We start from the raw sequence: 15,675 nt of genomic DNA, 5'->3' as shown, positions 1-15,675 counted from the left end.
GGGACGGGCGGCGGCGGCGGGGCTGGGCCCTCATGAGGACGGCAGCCAGGCCTTCACCTTGCCGGGGTTGTCGTTGACCCACTTGGCGGCCGCGTCCTCCGGGGACATCTTGTCCTCGGAGATGTACTTGGCCACGAGGTTCTGGTCGTCGTTCGTCCAGGTGAAGTTCTTGATGAGCTGGTAGGCCGGGCTGCCGGAGCCGGCGAACTTCTTGCTCACGATCTTGTCGAGGTCGTAGACCGGGTAGTCGCACGCGATCTTCTCGGCGTCCGCGTCGCAGCCCTCGGTGTACTCGGGCAGGTTCACCTTGACCAGCTTCACCTCGGACATGAACCACTGCGGGTCGTAGAAGTAGCCAAGCAGCGGCGTCTTGGTCTTCTCCGCCTGGCGGAAGGCCGTGATGAGGGCGGCCTCGCTCCCGGCGTAGACCACCTTGAAGTTCAGGTCGAGGTTCTTCACCAGCGCCTCGTCGTTGGTGACGAAGCTGGGGTCGCCGTCCAGCAGCTGCCCCTTGCCGCCCGACTCGGAGGTCTTGAACAGGTCGGCGTACTTGTTGAGGTTCTTCCAGTCGGTGATGTCGGGATACTTCTCCGCCATCCACGGCGGCACGAACCAGCCGATGACGCCCTTGTTGCCGGTGACGCCGCCCGACACGGCGGTCTTCTGCTCGTCCATGTACTTCTTCTTGAGGTCGTCGTGGCCCCAGTTCTCCACGATCGCGTCGACCTCGCCGGTGCCGAAGCCCTGCCAGGCGACCTCCTCCTTGAGGTCCTTCTTGACGACCGTGCACCCCAGGTTCTTCTCCGCGACGTACGCGATGACGGCGGCGTTGGCCTCATAGCCCACCCACGGATTGATCGCGAGGTTGACGGTGCCGCAACCGCCCTTGCCGTCGGAGGCCGCCTGGGACTCCCCGACCTTCGCGCCTCCGCACCCGGAGAGCAGAAGTCCCGCGCCTGTCACCAGCGCGAGCACGCGCGGCCCATATTTCCTTGTCGCTGCCACGTTGGTCCTCCTGAGGGGGTGTTACGGGTTCATCGGGTGGCCGAAGAGCCGCCGGCCCGCGCGGCCGCGGCCCGCATGATCCGGTCGAGCACGATTCCGAGCACGACGATCGCGAGCCCGGCGGCCAGGCCCTTGCCGCGCAGCTGGTATTGGGAGAAACCGGCCACGACGTCATATCCCAGGGCGCCCGCGCCGACCAGGCCGCCGACGACGACCATCGACAGCACGTAGATGAGGCCCTGGCTGGCGGCGAGCGTGATCCCGGCGCGGGCCATCGGCAGCTGCACCTTGGAGATGAGCTGCCAGGTGCTCGCGCCGCCGGCCGTCGCCGCCTCGACCGCCGTGTGCGGGACCCCGCGGATCCCCTCGGCGACCAGCTTCACCGACACCGGCGCGGCGAACACCACGGCCGCGATGATGGCGGTGAACCGGGTGGCGCCGAACAGGCCGAGGATCGGCACCAGGTAGACGAAAGCCGGCATGGTCTGACCGGCGTCGAGCACCGGCCGCAGTATGCGGTCGACCCGGTCGCTGCGCCCCATCCACACCCCGAGGACCACTCCCAGGACCATCACGAGGAGCGTCGCGACCAGCGTGGTGGCGAGCGTGACCATGCTGTCGTGCCACAGGCCGAGCGCGACGAGCAGCACGCAGCCCACCGCGGCGGTGATCGACGCGCGCACGCCCGCGAGCAGCAGCGCGAGGGCCACCGCCACCACGGCGACCAGCCACCACGGCGAGTGGGCGAGCAGCGCCTCGAACGGGTTGAGCAGGGCGTAGGTGATGGCGTTCTTCAGCCCGTTCGTGTACGCGACCAGCGTCTCCTGAGCCCAGCCGCTCGCGGCGTCGGCGCCGCGCCGCACGTACGAGCCGACGTCGGCGCCGGCGGGGAACTCCGCGGCCCAGACGTAGGTGTAGGAGAGGTAGACGAGCACCACGGCCACGACCGCGGTCACCGCCGTCTCCACCCGGCGCAGGCGCCGGCGGCCCGACCGGCCGGTGCGGTGGGCGATCTCCACGCGGCGGCTGGCGGCCGAGGTCACCCGGTCGAGCACGATCGCCATGATCACGATGGCCAGCCCGGCGTTGAAGGCGGTGCCCACGTCGAGCGTCTGCAGCGCCTTCAGCACGGTCTTGCCGAGGCCGGGCGCGTCGATCAGCGCGGCGATCGTCGCCATGGACAGGGCGGCCATGATGGTCTGGTTGATCCCGACCACGATCGTCTGCTTGGCCAGCGGCAGCCGCACCTTGCGCAGCGCCTGGCCGCCCGTGACGCCGAGCGCCTCGGCTGCCTCCAGCGTGGCCGGCGGCGTCTGCCTGATGCCGTGCGCGGTGAGCCGGATCGCGGGCGGAATCGCGTAGATCATCGTCGCGGCGGTGGCGCTGGCCGGCCCGATCAGGAAGAAGAGCGTGAGCGGGGCCAGGTAGACGAACGTCGGCATGGTCTGCATGAAGTCCAGCACCGGCGTGACGATCCGGTTGAACCGGTCGCTGAGCCCGGCCCAGACGCCGAGGGGGATGCCGACCGCGAGCGACAGCGCGACGGCCGTCAGGGTGAGGGCGAGCGTGTCCATGCTCTCCTCCCACAGCCCGAGCAGGCCGAACGACACGAACCCGGCCGCCGTCAGCACGGCGACCTTGCGGTTGCCGTACAGGTACGCGATCGCGGTGGCGACGCCGGTCACGCCGAGCCAGCCGGCGAGCGGCACGGGACGGCCGAAGGACGGCCGGCTGATCAGCGCCTGCACGGACGTCACCGTGGCGTCGATGAAGAGCCGGATGTAGTTGACGAAGTACAGGAACACCGGGTTGCTGTCGCGGTTCGCGTCGATCACGTCCGCGCCCTCGCCGAACCGGGTGTGCAGGGGGGTGAGCTGCGCGCCGCCCAGGGGGAGGGTGTCGCGGCCGTTCAGGAACACCCACAGCGCGATCCAGGCGAGGAGGACCGCGCCCGTGATGTACGACCGTGAGGGGAGCCGGCGCGTCACCGGCGCGCTGACCGCCACCATCAGCTCTGCCCGCCCGCGCCCGCGATGACTTCGAGCACCTCCACCGCGGTGACCACGCCGAGGAGGTCGCCGTCGCGCACCACCTTGACGGGGCGCTGCGCGGACAGGACCGTGCGCACCGCGTCGCGGATGACGGTGTCCGCGCCCAGCTCGGGGCCGTCGAGCGGGTCGTCGGGAGTGGCGTCTCGCATGATCCACCGCAGGGTGAGGACGTCGGATCGGGGGACGTCGCTGACGAAGTCGCGCACGTAGTCGTCGGCCGGGGCGCCGACCACCTCGTCCGGAGTCCCCATCTGGACGAGCGCGCCGTCGCGCATGATGAGGATGCGGTCGCCGAGCTTGAGCGCCTCGCTCAGGTCGTGCGTGATGAAGATCATCGTCTTGCCCACCTCGTGGTGCAGGCGGATGACCTCGTTCTGCATCTCGCGCCGGATGAGCGGGTCGAGCGCGGAGAACGGCTCGTCGAAGAACAGCACCTCGGGGTCCACGGCGAGGGCGCGGGCCAGGCCGACCCGCTGCTGCATGCCGCCGGAGAGCTGGTCGGGATAGGAGCCCTCGAACCCGGCGAGGCCCACCAGTTCGAGCACCTCCTGCGCCCGGGCCATGCGGTCGGCCTTCTTCACTCCCCTGATCTCCAGGCCGAAGGCCACGTTGTCGAGCACCCGCCGGTGCGGCAGCAGGCCGAAGTGCTGGAACACCATGCCGAAGCGGTGACGGCGCAGCTCGCGCAGGCGCTTGCCCGCGTATCCGAGCACGTCCTCGCCGTCGAGCAGGACCTGGCCGGCGGTCGGCTCGATCAGCCGGTTCAGGCAGCGTACGAGCGTCGACTTGCCCGAGCCGGACAGGCCCATGACGACGAAGACCTCGCCGCGGCGCACCGAGAAGGACACGTCCCGCACCGCGGCCACACACCCTGTCGTCCGCTTCAGCTCGGCGCGGTCCAGCGTGGCCAGCGACGTGCCGACGACCCGGCCGGCCCGCTGCCCGAACACCTTCCACAGGCCGCGTACGTCGAGGACCGTGGGCCTGTCACCATCCGTCGCGGGCGCCGGCCTCTCCTCCCTCGCCACCGTCGGTACGGTCATGACACCTCACACTCCTTGGTCGTCGCCCTGCTCCCTCGCCGCTCGGCACGCCGCTCACCGGGGGGCTCTTCACGCGGCTCTTCACGCGGCTCGTCACGCGGGTCCTCACGCGGGGGGAACCGGCGCAGGGGACGGGGATCGGTGTTTCCCCGGACGTGCTCGACCTCGGGGTACGCGCTCGGGCAGGTCGCCGCCGCGACGGTCACGACGATGGAGCCGCCGGCCGGGCGTCTGTGCGTACGGCGTCCGCCTGTGACAGCGTCGATCCAGGCGCCACCGATGTTGAGGGCTGCCACAGGCAGTTACCTTCCGGTCGCCACGACAAAGCAGGGCGTGCACACCACTAGTTGCGCATTACGCACCTGTTTGCTTATCGAGGAACAGAATCGACCCGTGGCTCGCGGAGAGTCAAGGCTTCTTCCGCTTTTTTACAGCACTGCCCCAAACCATCCCATTCGGGCAGATATCTCGGCGGCCGCCGCCATGACCTGCTCCGCCACGGCAGTGATCGCCGTTTCGGGCATCCGGAACGTGGGACCGGAGGCGCTGACCGAGGCGACGACGGAGCCGTCCGCGCCCCGGACGGGCGCCGCGACCGCGCTCAGGCCGTCCTCCAGTTCGTCCACCGCCGTCGCGTACCCACGGCGCCGCACCTCGGCGAGTTCCGCGCGCAGCCGTCCGGGATCGGTGACGGTCCGCGTGGCGAGGACGGGCAGCCCGGCCGCGATCACCTCCTCACGCAGCGCGGCGGGCGCGTGCGCGAGCAGCACCTTGCCGTTGGAGGTCGCGTGCAGGGGGATCCGCTGCCCCACCCAGTGGTGGAGCTGAAGCGCCGACGGTCCGGCGACCTGGTCGACGTACAGGGCCTCCCCGCCGGAGAGGACGGCCACGTTGACGGTCTCCCCCACGGCGCGGGCGAGCGCCGGCGTGACGGCCCTGCTCTCGCGCACCAGGTCGAGCCGCGCACTGGTCGCCCCGGCGAGCCTGACCACGCCCACGCCGAGCCGATATCTGCCGCGATCGCTGTCCTGCTCGACCAGGTCGTGGCTCTCCAGCGTCGCCACCAGGCGGAACGCGGTGGACCTGTGCACGCCGAGGGTGGCCGCGAGCTCGCTGACGCCGAGCTCACCGTCGCGGGCGAGCAACTTCAGGATGGTGAGAGCGCGGTCGACGGACTGTACGGTGGTGCCCTCACCCGGCTCGTTGCTCATGACACAACTCTACGCATATTGCGCACCAGGCTCTTGACCTGGTCGACGCGACGGGCCACGCTGTTGCGCATACGACACTATGTTGCGTATGACGCACTCTGGAGGCTCCATGTCCGCTCGCCCGGGTCGCGAGTTCGTCCTCACGTTCTCCTGCGTCGACCGGCCGGGGATCGTCTACGCGGTGAGCGGCTTCCTCGTCCAGCACGCGGGCGACATCCTGCAGAGCCAGGAGTTCAACGACCGGACGAACGGCCACTTCTTCATGCGGGTGCACTTCGGGGTGCCCGAGGGCCGCGGCGACATCGAGGAGCTGCGCCGCGGCTTCTCCCACGTCGGCGACTCCTTCCGGATGAACTGGCAGATCAAGGACGCCGTGACGCCGACGAGGACACTCGTGCTCGTGTCGAAGTTCGGCCACTGCGTCAACGACCTGCTCTACCGGCAGCGGGTCGGCGCGCTGAACGTCGAGATCCCCGCGATCGTCTCCAACCACCGCGACCTCGAACCGCTGGCCGAGTTCTACGGCGTGCCGTTCCACCACGTGCCCGTCACGCCCGACACCAAGCCCGAGGCCGAGCGGCGCGTCCTGGAGCTGGCCGAGGAGCTCGACACCGACCTGGTGGTGCTCGCCCGCTACATGCAGATCCTCAGCGACGACATGTGCAAGCGCCTGGAGGGCCGGGCGATCAACATCCACCACTCGTTTTTGCCGGGGTTCAAGGGCGCCAAGCCCTACCACCAGGCGCACGACCGCGGCGTCAAGCTGATCGGCGCCACCGCGCACTACGTCACGGCCGACCTCGACGAGGGGCCGATCATCGAGCAGGACGTGGAGCGCGTCGATCACTCGCTCGACCCGGACGCGCTCGTCACCGTAGGCCGCGACGTGGAGGCGCGGGTGCTGGCCAGGGCCGTGCGCTGGCACAGCGAGAACCGCGTCCTCCTCAACGGCGACCGCACCGTCGTCTTCCGCTGACCCCCCTCACCGCTCGGGAGCACCGAGCAGGCCGCGGTTGTACCCCTCCGCGACCGCGGCCGCACGGTCGTTGACGTCGAGCTTCGCGTAGATGTTGAGCAAGTGCGTCTTGACCGTGGCCTCGGTGATGAACAGACGGGAGGCCGCCTCCCGGTTGGTGTGCCCGGCCGCGACCAGGCGCAGCACCTCCAGCTCGCGCTGACTCAACGGGCCGGTCGACGGCGCCGGGGTGCGCAGCCGGCTCATCAGGCGGGCGGCGACCGACGGAGACAGCGCGACCTCGCCACGGGCGGCCGCGCGTACGGCGCGCAGCAGATCGTCTCGCGGCGCGTCCTTGAGCAGGTAGCCGGTGGCACCGGCCTCGATCGCGGGCAGCACGTGGCTGTCGGTGTCGTAGGTGGTCAGCACCAGCACCCGGGCCGGCACCCCGCGCCGGGTCAGCTCGGCGATCGCGGTGACGCCGTCCATGCCGGCCATCCGCAGGTCCATGAGGATCACGTCCGGCCCGAGCGTCACGGCCAGCCGGACCGCCTCGGCCCCGTCCGCCGCCTCGCCGACCACGGCGAACTCGGGGTCGCGGGCGAACATGCTGCTCAGCCCGTCCCGTACCACCGGGTGGTCGTCGGCGATGAGCAGCTTGATCGGGTCACTCACGAACGCACCTCCGGCGCCTCGACCGGCAGGCAGGCCGAGATCCCCGTCCCGCCCCCCATCTCCGATTCGATCTGCAACGTGCCCGACAACGCCTCGACCCGCTGCCGCATCGCCACCAGCCCGAAGCCCCCGTCACGCTCGGCCTGGGCGGCCGGATCGAAGCCGCCGCCGTCGTCGCGGACGTCGAGGGCCACCTGCCGGTCCATGTAGGAAAGGGTGATGCCGACGCGGGTGACGGTGCCGGCATGCTTGGCGGCGTTGGCCAAGGACTCCTGGGCGACCCGTAACAGGGCGACCTCGGCCTCCGGGCGCATCGTGCGGGTTTCGCCGGTGACCGTGACCTGGGCCGGGACGCTGTGGCGGGCCGACCACTTGGCCGCCACCTCGCTCACGGCGTCGGCCAGGCGGCCGGTCTCCAGCGGCTCCGGGCGCAACTCGTTCACCGAGCGCCGCGCCTCGGTCAGGCTCTCCCGGGCCAGCGCGGTCGCCGCCGCGTGGTGCCGGCGCCACGCGGCCGGGTCGTCGGCCGCGTGCTCGGCGGCCTGCAACTGGGTCACGATGCCGGTCAGGCCCTGGGCCAGCGTGTCGTGGATCTCCCGAGCCATCCGGGCCCGCTCGTCCAGGACGCCGGCCGCGCGGGCCTGCTCCACCAGCCGTTCCTGCAGCGCCCCGTTCTCGGCCAGCGCCGCGGCCAGCCGCGAGTTGGCCTCCCGGGCCTCGCGCAGCGCCTCCTCCCGGGAGTCGTAGTACCGCCCGCCGATCTCGCCCATCCAGGCCAGCAGGCACATCGGCGCGACGTTGACGATCAGGATCCCCAGGAACTCGAGACGACCGGCCCAGGAGCCGGTGTCCAGGCCTGCCGCCTGTGCCGTGCCGGCCACCACCGCGACGCCGGCGATGAAGTACAGCTCGCGCGGCCAGCCGATGATCCGGTACGCGTAGAAGTACAGCGCCGGCGTGTACAAGCCGAACCACGGATTGCGCAGAACCATGACCAGCCCGAACACGACCAGGCCCGCCAGGAAGACGCCCATCACGCCGGTCCGGTCGCGCCACGCCGGGCGCAGCGTGAAGAGCGCCAGGCTCCACAGCGCGGCCGCCGCACAGAGCACGAGGTCGACGGCGAGGGAGCCGGGCTGGTCGTGCTTGAAGGCGATGGTCACGGCGGCCATGACGGCCAGCAGCACGTAGGGGACCACGGTGACCATGGGCAGGAACCGCTGCTCCCAGCCCGCCGGCCCGGCCATCTGCCAACTCTGCATCGCGTACCTACTCTCAACGGGACAATCTAGCCGGGCGCCGGTTGACCTGCACGACCACGGCCAGCAGGAGCAGGCCGCAGACGCCCTGCTCGAGCTTGAACCAGAGCGGGAACATGCCGGGCAGCGCGATGATCACCACGATCGCGACCAGCATGACCGCGGTGACGACACGCAGCCGCCCAAGCATCCGGCGGTCGCCGCGGGCCGCCCGGACCGCGAAGAACAGCGTGAGCAGTGAGCCGGCGGCGACGAGCGTGCCGCGGACCCAGACCGCGGTGGTGACCATCGTCGCGTCCTGCCGAAACACGATCATCGCCACCAGTGTCAGCAGGCTGACCGCGACGTACCCGCTGATCATCCAGACCACATTGCGCATGTCAGTGTGCCTCCGTCTTCTCGTTCTCCGACGGAATCAGCGTGGCGACGGAGGCACCCCGTACGGATCGCCCGATCTCCCGAGCCGGCGGTGGAATCGGCGGCTCACCCACCCGGTGGAGCGACTCCACCGATCGGTGGATTCAGGGCCGTGGAATCGGCGAGTCGCCGAATCTCGAAATGACAATTCACGTGTAAAGGGGCGCATGATCGCTGTAAGTTCATACCTCACATGTCGTCCCTTTACAGGAATAGATAATGACGGAAACCCCCCAACAGCCCTCGACACACGGCCAGAAGGCCACTGGCGTGGGCAAGGCCGTCGGCAAGCGCATCGTCGCCTATGCCGTCGGCGCCGCCGTTCTCGCCGGTGGCGGCTTCGTGTACAAGCAGGTGACCGGAGCTCCCGAGATCGCCAAGGCCGGCGACTGCATGGCCGGCGCCACGGCCGACGAGCTCAAGGTCGTCTCGTGCGCCGACCCGGCCGCCGCGCTCACTGTCGAAGGCCGCGTAGACGGCAAGACGCAGAAGGAATGGGACGCGGACAACGACGGGCAGATCTGCTCGGCCTACGCGAAGGCGGACCAGGCCTTCTGGGAAGGCGAAGAGGGCAAGGCGGGCTACGTGCTCTGCCTGGCGCCTAAGAACTGATACCTGCCCCCGCCTCGGGCACAGGCCGTCGCGGCGGCCGGCACAAGCCACGGCCGGAGGGGGATTTTCCCGGAAATCGCGCGACGCCCCAGCTCAGCGTTGCGTAAGGCGCTACAGTCCGGCTATGGGCAACGACGCTTCCGGCAGGACCGAGGCCAACGGCGGCGGCGTGCAGTCCGTGGACCGGGCGATCAGCATCATGGAGATCCTCGCCGGCCGCGGGGAGGCCGGGGTCACCGAGATCGCCGCCGAGATCGAGGTCCACAAGTCGACCGCGTTCCGCCTGCTGGGCGCCCTGGAAGCGCGCGGGCTCGTGGAGCAGACCGAGGACCGCGGCAAATATCGCCTCGGCTTCGGGCTCGTCCGCCTCGCCGGCAGCGTCTCCATGCGGATGGACGTCACCCAGCAGAGCAGGCCCGTGTGCCACCGCCTGGCGGAGGAGATCGGCGAGACCGTGAACATCGCCGTCCTGCGCTCGCACTACGCGGTCAACCTCGACCAGGTGCGCGGCCCCTCCGCCGTCACCGCCTACAACTGGGTGGGCCAGCTCACGCCCCTGCACGCGACGTCGAGCGGCAAGGTCCTGCTGGCGTACGTGGACCGGCAGCGCCGCGACGACCTGTTACGCGCCGCGGGCCTCCAGCGCTACACGCCCAGCACGGTGACCGCGGCGGAGGACCTGGAGCGGGAGCTGGCGACGGTGCGCGAGCGCGGCTACGCGCTCACAGTGGAGGAGCTCGAAGTGGGCCTGAACGCGCTCGCCGCCCCCGTCCGCTCCTTCGGCGGAGAGGTCGTGGCGGCGGTGAGCGCGTCGGGGCCCGCCTACCGGTTCAGCGAGAGCCGCATGCGTGAGCTGGCCCCCGTCCTCGTCGAGGGCGCCGAGGAGATCAGTCACCGCCTCGGCGCCTAGCTGGTCCCTAAGACGCGGCCGCGCCGCAGCCGTACGACGACGCTCTTGGACGTGGGCGTGTTCGACGTCTCGGCCACCGAGTCCAGGGGCACCAGCACGTTGGTCTCCGGGAAGTAGGCCGCGCAGCAGCCCCGCGCCGTCGGATAGGCGACGGCCCGGAAGCCCTCGGCCACGCGCTCGCCGTCCGGCCACTCGCTGATCAGGTCGATCATGTCGCCGTCGGCGAGACCACGCTCGGCCAGGTCGTCGGCGTGGACGAACACCACCCGCCGCCCGTTGGAGACGCCGCGATAGCGGTCGTTCAGGCCGTAGATCGTGGTGTTGTACTGGTCGTGGCTGCGCACGGTCTGCAGCAGGAGGCGGCCCGGGGGCACCCGCAGCACCTCCAGCGGGTTGACCGTGAAGTTCGCCTTCCCCGTGGCCGTGGGGAAGCGGCGTTCGTCGCGCGGCGCGTTCGGCAGCAGGAAGCCGCCCGGCGTGCGCGCCCTCGCGTTGAAGTCGCCGAACCCCGGCACCACCCGCTCGATGCGCTCCCTGATCGCGTCGTAGTTCGCCTCGAACTCGGCCCACGGCACGTGGGGGTCGTCGCCGAGCAGCTCACGGGCCAGCCGGCACACGATGGCCACCTCGGACAGCAGCGCGTCCGACGCGGGACTCAGCCGCCCGCGCGAGGCGTGCACGGCGCCCATCGAGTCCTCGACCGTGACGAACTGCTCGCCGCCGGCCTGGACGTCCCGCTCGGTGCGGCCGAGCGTGGGCAGGATGAGCGCCTGCTCGCCGCACACGGCGTGCGACCGGTTCAGCTTGGTCGACACCTGCACGGTGAGCCGGCAACTCCGCAGGGCCGCCTCGGTCGCGGCCGTGTCGGGCGTCGCCGAGACGAAGTTGCCGCCCATCGCGAAGAACACCTTGGCGTCGCCGTCGCGCATGGCGCGGATGGCCTCCACGGTGTCGTGGCCGTGCGCGCGCGGCGGCGGGAAGCCGAACTCCTTCTCCAATGCGTCGAGGAACTCCGGCTTGGGCTTCTCGTAGATGCCCATGGTCCGGTCGCCCTGCACGTTGGAGTGCCCGCGTACGGGACACACGCCCGCGCCGGGCCGTCCCACGTTGCCGCGCAGCAGCAGGAAGTTGACGATCTCCCTGATCGTCGGGACCGACTTGCGGTGCTGGGTGAGGCCCATCGCCCAGCAGACCACGACCGAGCGGGCGGCCAGCACGTCGCGGGCCGTCTCCTCGATCTCGGCGCGGGTCAGCCCGGTCGCCTCCAGCACCTCGGCCCAATACCGATCAGCACTGCCGAGGCCGCGTACGTGCTTCTCCCAGTCATCGAACCCGTGCGTGTGCGCCTCGACGAACGCGCGGTCCACCACCGTGCCCGGCGCGGCGTCCTCGGCCTCCAGCAGGAGCAGCGACAGCGCCTGGAACAGCGCCAGGTCGCCGCCGAGGCGGATCTGCAGGAACCGGTCGGACAGCGCCGTCCCGGCGCCGACGACGCCGGAGGGCCGCTGCGGGTTCCGGAACCGCAGCAGCCCGGCCTCCGGCAGCGGGTTGACCGCCACGATCCGCGCGCCGCCCCGCTTCGCCCGCTCCAGCGCCGAGAGCATGCGCGGATGGTTGGTGCCCGGGTTCTGGCCGACCACGAAGATCAGGTCGGCCCGGTGCAGGTCCTCCAGCAGCACCGTGCCCTTGCCGATGCCGAGCGTCTCGGTCAGGGCCGAGCCGCTCGACTCGTGGCACATGTTGGAGCAGTCGGGCAGGTTGTTGGTGCCGAACCGGCGGACGAGGAGCTGGTAGGCGAAGGCGGCCTCGTTGGAGGTGCGGCCGGAGGTGTAGAAGACGGCCTCGTTCGGGTGGTCGAGCGCGCGCAGCTCACGCGCGACGACGCCGAACGCGTCCTCCCACGAGATCGGCTCGTAGTGGTCGGAGCCGGCCGGCTTGTACATCGGCTCGGTGAGCCGGCCCTGCTGGCCCAGCCAGTAGTCGCTGCGCCGGGCCAGCTCGTCCACCGGATGCTCGGCGAAGAAGTCGCGGGTGACCCGGCGGAGCGTCGCCTCCTCGGCCACCGCCTTCGCGCCGTTCTCGCAGAACTCGGCGGGGCTGCGGTGACCGTCGCCCTCTGGCCAGGCGCATCCCGGGCAGTCGAAGCCGGACTTCTGGTTGACCCGCAGCAGGGTCAGCATCGTCCGTCCCGCGCCCATCTGCCGATAGGCGGTGCCGAGCGCGTGACCGACCGCCGGGACACCACCCGCCCAGGTCTTGGGCGAGCCGATTTCCAGGCGTTCGTCTCCGACGTCATCCCGGGGGGCCTTACGTGTCACGCCGCTTCTCCTTCGAACTCACTCGCCGAGCTTGCCACGCACCCAATCATGGAACAGGCCGATGTGGTGCTCGCTCGGCACCAGCACGCCGCCCTTGGCGTACGTGCGGGAGCTCATCGACGGCTGCGTGCGCTCGCAGGCGTCGAAGTCCTGCTCGTTGACCCGGTGGAACAGCTCCACCGACCGGCTGATGTCCTTGCCCGAGGCCACGACCTCCGGCAGGTAGAGCCAGTCGCACTCCACGACCGTACGGTCGATGGCCAGGGGGAACATCCGGTGGATGATGACGTGGTCGGGCACCATGTTGACGAACACCTGCGGCTTGATCGTGATGGCGTAGTAGCGCCTGTCCTGATCCTCGCTGATCGTCGGGATGCGGTCGAGCCCCTCGGAGCCGTCGACCGTGAACCCCTGGATGCCCTCGCCGAACTCCGCGCCGTGGCCCACGTAATACTGCGCCGCGTAGCCGTCGGCGAACTCCGGCAGCACCTCCGTCAGCTCCGGGTGGATGGTCGCGCAGTGGTAGCACTCCATGAAGTTCTCGACGATGAGCTTCCAGTTCGCCTTCACGTCGTACACGATCCGGCGGCCCAGCGCGAGATTGGCCACGTCGTAGTTGTCGAGGGAGGCCACGTCCCCGAGGCGGGTGCGCACCTCGCCGAGCACGGTGTCCTCGAACGAGGGCGGCTCGTCGGCCAGGCAGACCCACACGTAGCCCAGCCACTCCCGCACCGCGACGTTGACCAGGCCGTATTCGACCCGGTCGAGGTCGGGCATCTTGGTGAGGTTGGGGGCGGCGATGAGCTTGCCCTCCAGGTCGTACGTCCAGGCGTGGTAGGGGCACTGGAAGGCCCGCTTGACCTCGCCGGAGTCCTCGGTGCAGATCCGGGCGCCGCGGTGGCGGCAGACGTTGTAGAACGCGCGGATCGAGTTGTCCCGCGCCCGCGTGATCAGGATGCTCTCGGTGCCGATCTGCACGGTCTTGAACGCCCCGGGCTTGGGCAGGTCGGCGGCCCTGACCGCGCAGAACCACATCGACTCGAAGATGCGCTTCTGCTCCTGCGCGAAGACCTGGGGGTCGGTGTAGTGCTCGCCCGGCAGCGTGGCCATCAGGCTGGGGGGCAGGCTCGTGGTGCTCACTGGTGGCTCCTGAAGGTCGTACGTCGCACGTCGGAGATCGAGATGATCAGGGGAAGTCCGGTCACAGGACCACGACGGAGCGCAGCACCTCGCCGTGGTGCATCTTCTCGAAGGCCGCCTCGACGTCCTCGAGCGCGATCGTCTCGGTGACGAACGCGTCGAGGTCGAGCCTGCCCTGCTGGTAGAGGGAGACGAGCATGGGGAAGTCGCGGCTGGGCAGGCAGTCGCCATACCAGGAGGACTTGAGCGAGCCGCCACGGCCGAAGACGTCGAGCAGCGGCAGGTCGAGCTGCATCTCCGGGGTCGGCACGCCGACCAGCACGACGGTCCCGGCCAGGTCGCGGGCGTAGAACGCCTGCTTGTACGTCTCGGGACGGCCCACCGCCTCGATCACGACGTCGGCGCCGAACCCGCCGGTCAGCTCGCGGATCGCCTCCACCGGGTCGCTCTCCCGGGAGTTGACCGTGTGCGTGGCGCCGAAACGGCGGGCCCAGCCGAGCTTGGTGTCGTCCACGTCGACCGCGATGATGGTGGTCGCGCCGGCCAGGTGGGCGCCCGCGACCGCCGCGTCGCCCACGCCGCCGCAGCCGATGACGGCCACCGAGTCGCCGCGGGTCACGCCGCCGGTGTTGATGGCCGCGCCGAGGCCCGCCATGATCCCGCAGCCGAGCAGGCCGACCGCGACCGGCGACGCGCTCGGGTCGACCTTCGTGCACTGACCGGCCGCGACGAGCGTCTTGTCGGCGAACGCGCCGATTCCGAGCGCCGGGGACAGCGGGGTGCCGTCGGCCAGCGTCATCTTCTGCGTGGCGTTGTGGGTGGCGAAGCAATACTGCGGGCGTCCGCGCAGGCAGGCGCGGCACTGTCCGCACACCGCCCGCCAGTTGAGGATCACGAAGTCGCCGGGGGCGACGTCGGTCACGCCCTCGCCGACGGCCTCGACCACTCCGGCCGCCTCGTGCCCGAGGAGGAACGGGAAGTCGTCGTTGATGCCGCCCTCGCGGTAGTGCAGGTCGGTGTGGCACACCCCGCAGGCCTGTACGGCCACGAGTGCCTCACCCGGACCCGGGTCGGGGACGACGATGGTCTCCAGGCTGACCGGCTGTCCCTTGCCCCTCGCCACGACCCCGCGGACTTCGTGCGCCATGTTTCTCTTTCCCTCGATCAGTCAGCGTGCTTTAGTTGTGCAAGACGAAACACATAGCACTATGCGCAACAGACTGAGGCCGTGCAGGGCCAGTGTCAAGAGGTGAAGAGAGTTGTCGCCCTCCGGTCAGCGGGGGCCCTGCTCCAGCTGCGTGACGATCGGGGCGATCAGGTCGTTCAGCTCGCGTACGAGGACCACGAGCGCGCGGTGGGCCGTCTCTGCCAGGTCCTGCGCGGGCCCGTCCGGCGCGGCGGGCAGGTCGTCCAGCGGCACCGGGGCGTCCACGACCAGGGTCGGACGCAGGTAGGGGACCTTCGCGAGGTCCTGCTCGGCGGGCTCGACGAACTGGCCGAAGATCTCCGGCCAGTCCCGCCAGCCGCGGTCGCGCCACCAGTCGCGCGACACCGTCAGCGCGGCCGGCGGCGGGGAGACGATCGTGACGTGCGCCGTCAGCGACCCGTCCCAGGTGTTGCGGTCGCAGGAGGCCGACAGGATCCGCCGGTGCCAGCGCACGAACCCCGGCGAGGTCAGGGGCGTGGTGGCGATCCGCCAGGCCGCGCACGCGAACGCGACCGGGGCGATGTCACCCCACACCCCTTCGAACTCGCCGATGTTCTCCCACACGCGCTCCGAGTAGTGGCTGACGCCGCTGTAGCGGACGCGCTCGCGGTCGGATCGGCCGTCGATCCAGAACGCCTGCTGTGCGGTCATACGGCGGCGGGCGCGGTCTCGCCGACGAAGGTGAACGTGGCGGCCTCGCCCTCGCCCTCGACGTCGATCTTGACCACCTGGCCCGGCCGCAGCTCGCCGTAGAGGATCTTCTCCGACAGCGTGTCCTCCAGCTCTCGCTGGATCGTCCGGCGCAGCGGACGGGCGCCCATCACCGGGTCGTACCCGCGGTCGGCCAGCACCTGCTTGGCCGCCGCCGACAC

Annotated in this window: 16 protein-coding genes; 3 read left to right on the top strand and 13 right to left on the bottom strand. The window is 70.5% G+C overall.

Annotated elements, in window-relative coordinates:
* Positions 1-30 precede the first annotated feature (30 nt).
* The 5 genes from FLX08_RS36570 to FLX08_RS36550 all read right to left on the bottom strand — a co-directional run bounded on the left by FLX08_RS36570 (position 31) and on the right by FLX08_RS36550 (position 5,310).
* Positions 31-1,005 carry an ABC transporter substrate-binding protein gene (locus tag FLX08_RS36570; RefSeq protein ID WP_142624845.1) on the bottom strand — a complete coding sequence of 325 codons (975 nt, stop codon included), beginning with the start codon at positions 1,003-1,005 and terminating at the stop codon, positions 31-33.
* Positions 1,006-1,034: 29 nt separating this feature from the next.
* Positions 1,035-3,014, bottom strand: coding sequence for an ABC transporter permease subunit (locus FLX08_RS36565; RefSeq protein WP_142624844.1), 1,980 nt, complete (start codon positions 3,012-3,014; stop codon positions 1,035-1,037).
* Positions 3,014-4,099 carry a quaternary amine ABC transporter ATP-binding protein gene (locus FLX08_RS36560; protein ID WP_142624843.1) on the bottom strand — a complete coding sequence of 362 codons (1,086 nt, stop codon included), beginning with the start codon at positions 4,097-4,099 and terminating at the stop codon, positions 3,014-3,016. Before FLX08_RS36560 ends, FLX08_RS36565 begins: the two co-directional genes overlap by 1 nt.
* Positions 4,096-4,395, bottom strand: a complete 300-nt coding sequence (locus FLX08_RS36555; protein ID WP_142624842.1) for a hypothetical protein — start codon at positions 4,393-4,395, stop codon at positions 4,096-4,098. Before FLX08_RS36555 ends, FLX08_RS36560 begins: the two co-directional genes overlap by 4 nt.
* A 132-nt stretch (positions 4,396-4,527) precedes the next feature.
* Positions 4,528-5,310, bottom strand: coding sequence for an IclR family transcriptional regulator (locus FLX08_RS36550; RefSeq protein ID WP_142624841.1), 783 nt, complete (start codon positions 5,308-5,310; stop codon positions 4,528-4,530).
* Positions 5,311-5,419: 109 nt separating this feature from the next.
* Here FLX08_RS36550 and purU point away from each other — a divergent pair, with 109 nt between their 5' ends.
* Complete coding sequence (gene purU, locus FLX08_RS36545; protein WP_142624840.1) at positions 5,420-6,286, top strand: formyltetrahydrofolate deformylase; 867 nt, start codon at positions 5,420-5,422, stop codon at positions 6,284-6,286.
* 6 nt (positions 6,287-6,292) lie between these two features.
* On the opposite strand, the gene FLX08_RS36540 is transcribed toward purU, so the two are convergent.
* The 3 genes from FLX08_RS36540 to FLX08_RS36530 are packed head-to-tail and all read right to left on the bottom strand — an operon-like array spanning position 6,293 to position 8,578.
* The gene (locus tag FLX08_RS36540; RefSeq protein ID WP_142624839.1) at positions 6,293-6,940 is read right to left on the bottom strand and encodes a response regulator; all 648 of its coding nucleotides are present in this window, start codon (positions 6,938-6,940) and stop codon (positions 6,293-6,295) included.
* Positions 6,937-8,187 (bottom strand): sensor histidine kinase, encoded by a 1,251-nt coding sequence (locus tag FLX08_RS36535; RefSeq protein ID WP_142624838.1) that lies wholly within the window; start codon positions 8,185-8,187, stop codon positions 6,937-6,939. Before FLX08_RS36535 ends, FLX08_RS36540 begins: the two co-directional genes overlap by 4 nt.
* A gap of 28 nt (positions 8,188-8,215) precedes the next feature.
* Positions 8,216-8,578, bottom strand: a complete 363-nt coding sequence (locus FLX08_RS36530; RefSeq protein ID WP_142624837.1) for a hypothetical protein — start codon at positions 8,576-8,578, stop codon at positions 8,216-8,218.
* A 257-nt stretch (positions 8,579-8,835) separates the two neighbouring features.
* Here FLX08_RS36530 and FLX08_RS36525 point away from each other — a divergent pair, with 257 nt between their 5' ends.
* Entirely contained in the window at positions 8,836-9,228 is a 393-nt protein-coding gene (locus tag FLX08_RS36525; RefSeq protein ID WP_167530717.1) for an LppU/SCO3897 family protein, read from the top strand.
* A gap of 124 nt (positions 9,229-9,352) precedes the next feature.
* Positions 9,353-10,138 carry an IclR family transcriptional regulator gene (locus FLX08_RS36520; protein ID WP_208761895.1) on the top strand — a complete coding sequence of 262 codons (786 nt, stop codon included), beginning with the start codon at positions 9,353-9,355 and terminating at the stop codon, positions 10,136-10,138.
* Here FLX08_RS36520 and FLX08_RS36515 read toward each other — a convergent pair.
* The 5 genes from FLX08_RS36515 to FLX08_RS36495 form a co-directional block, all read right to left on the bottom strand.
* Positions 10,135-12,456 (bottom strand): FdhF/YdeP family oxidoreductase, encoded by a 2,322-nt coding sequence (locus tag FLX08_RS36515; RefSeq protein WP_142624835.1) that lies wholly within the window; start codon positions 12,454-12,456, stop codon positions 10,135-10,137. The genes FLX08_RS36520 and FLX08_RS36515 overlap by 4 nt on opposite strands.
* An 18-nt stretch (positions 12,457-12,474) precedes the next feature.
* A complete protein-coding gene (locus tag FLX08_RS36510) occupies positions 12,475-13,566 on the bottom strand; it encodes an aromatic ring-hydroxylating oxygenase subunit alpha (protein ID WP_208761897.1) in 1,092 nt (363 codons plus the stop codon).
* A 91-nt stretch (positions 13,567-13,657) separates the two neighbouring features.
* Positions 13,658-14,743 (bottom strand): S-(hydroxymethyl)mycothiol dehydrogenase, encoded by a 1,086-nt coding sequence (locus tag FLX08_RS36505; RefSeq protein ID WP_142624833.1) that lies wholly within the window; start codon positions 14,741-14,743, stop codon positions 13,658-13,660.
* Between the two features lie 126 nt (positions 14,744-14,869).
* Positions 14,870-15,454: a hypothetical protein gene (locus FLX08_RS36500; protein WP_142624832.1), complete on the bottom strand. Its 585-nt coding sequence runs from the start codon at positions 15,452-15,454 to the stop codon at positions 14,870-14,872.
* Positions 15,451-15,675: hypothetical protein (locus FLX08_RS36495; RefSeq protein WP_142624831.1), on the bottom strand; the 225-nt coding region annotated here is incomplete at its 5' end. The genes FLX08_RS36500 and FLX08_RS36495, both read right to left, overlap by 4 nt.

It is taken from the genome of Microbispora hainanensis (assembly GCF_006874475.1).
GTDB lineage: Bacteria > Actinomycetota > Actinomycetes > Streptosporangiales > Streptosporangiaceae > Microbispora > Microbispora hainanensis.
This window is presented reverse-complemented; position numbering and strand designations above follow the sequence as displayed.

Bases quoted from the DNA above. Each gene is read 5' to 3' on its own strand.
- FLX08_RS36510 (WP_208761897.1), bottom strand. From the start codon at position 13,566: ATGGCCACGCTGCCGGGCGAGCACTACACCGACCCCCAGGTCTTCGCG.
- FLX08_RS36525 (WP_167530717.1), top strand. From the start codon at position 8,836: ATGACGGAAACCCCCCAACAGCCCTCGACACACGGCCAGAAGGCCACT.
- purU (WP_142624840.1), top strand. From the start codon at position 5,420: ATGTCCGCTCGCCCGGGTCGCGAGTTCGTCCTCACGTTCTCCTGCGTC.
- FLX08_RS36520 (WP_208761895.1), top strand. From the start codon at position 9,353: ATGGGCAACGACGCTTCCGGCAGGACCGAGGCCAACGGCGGCGGCGTG.
- FLX08_RS36560 (WP_142624843.1), bottom strand. From the start codon at position 4,099: ATGACCGTACCGACGGTGGCGAGGGAGGAGAGGCCGGCGCCCGCGACG.
- FLX08_RS36565 (WP_142624844.1), bottom strand. From the start codon at position 3,014: ATGGTGGCGGTCAGCGCGCCGGTGACGCGCCGGCTCCCCTCACGGTCG.
- FLX08_RS36500 (WP_142624832.1), bottom strand. From the start codon at position 15,454: ATGACCGCACAGCAGGCGTTCTGGATCGACGGCCGATCCGACCGCGAG.
- FLX08_RS36535 (WP_142624838.1), bottom strand. From the start codon at position 8,187: ATGGCCGGGCCGGCGGGCTGGGAGCAGCGGTTCCTGCCCATGGTCACC.
- FLX08_RS36505 (WP_142624833.1), bottom strand. From the start codon at position 14,743: ATGGCGCACGAAGTCCGCGGGGTCGTGGCGAGGGGCAAGGGACAGCCG.
- FLX08_RS36550 (WP_142624841.1), bottom strand. From the start codon at position 5,310: ATGAGCAACGAGCCGGGTGAGGGCACCACCGTACAGTCCGTCGACCGC.
- FLX08_RS36530 (WP_142624837.1), bottom strand. From the start codon at position 8,578: ATGCGCAATGTGGTCTGGATGATCAGCGGGTACGTCGCGGTCAGCCTG.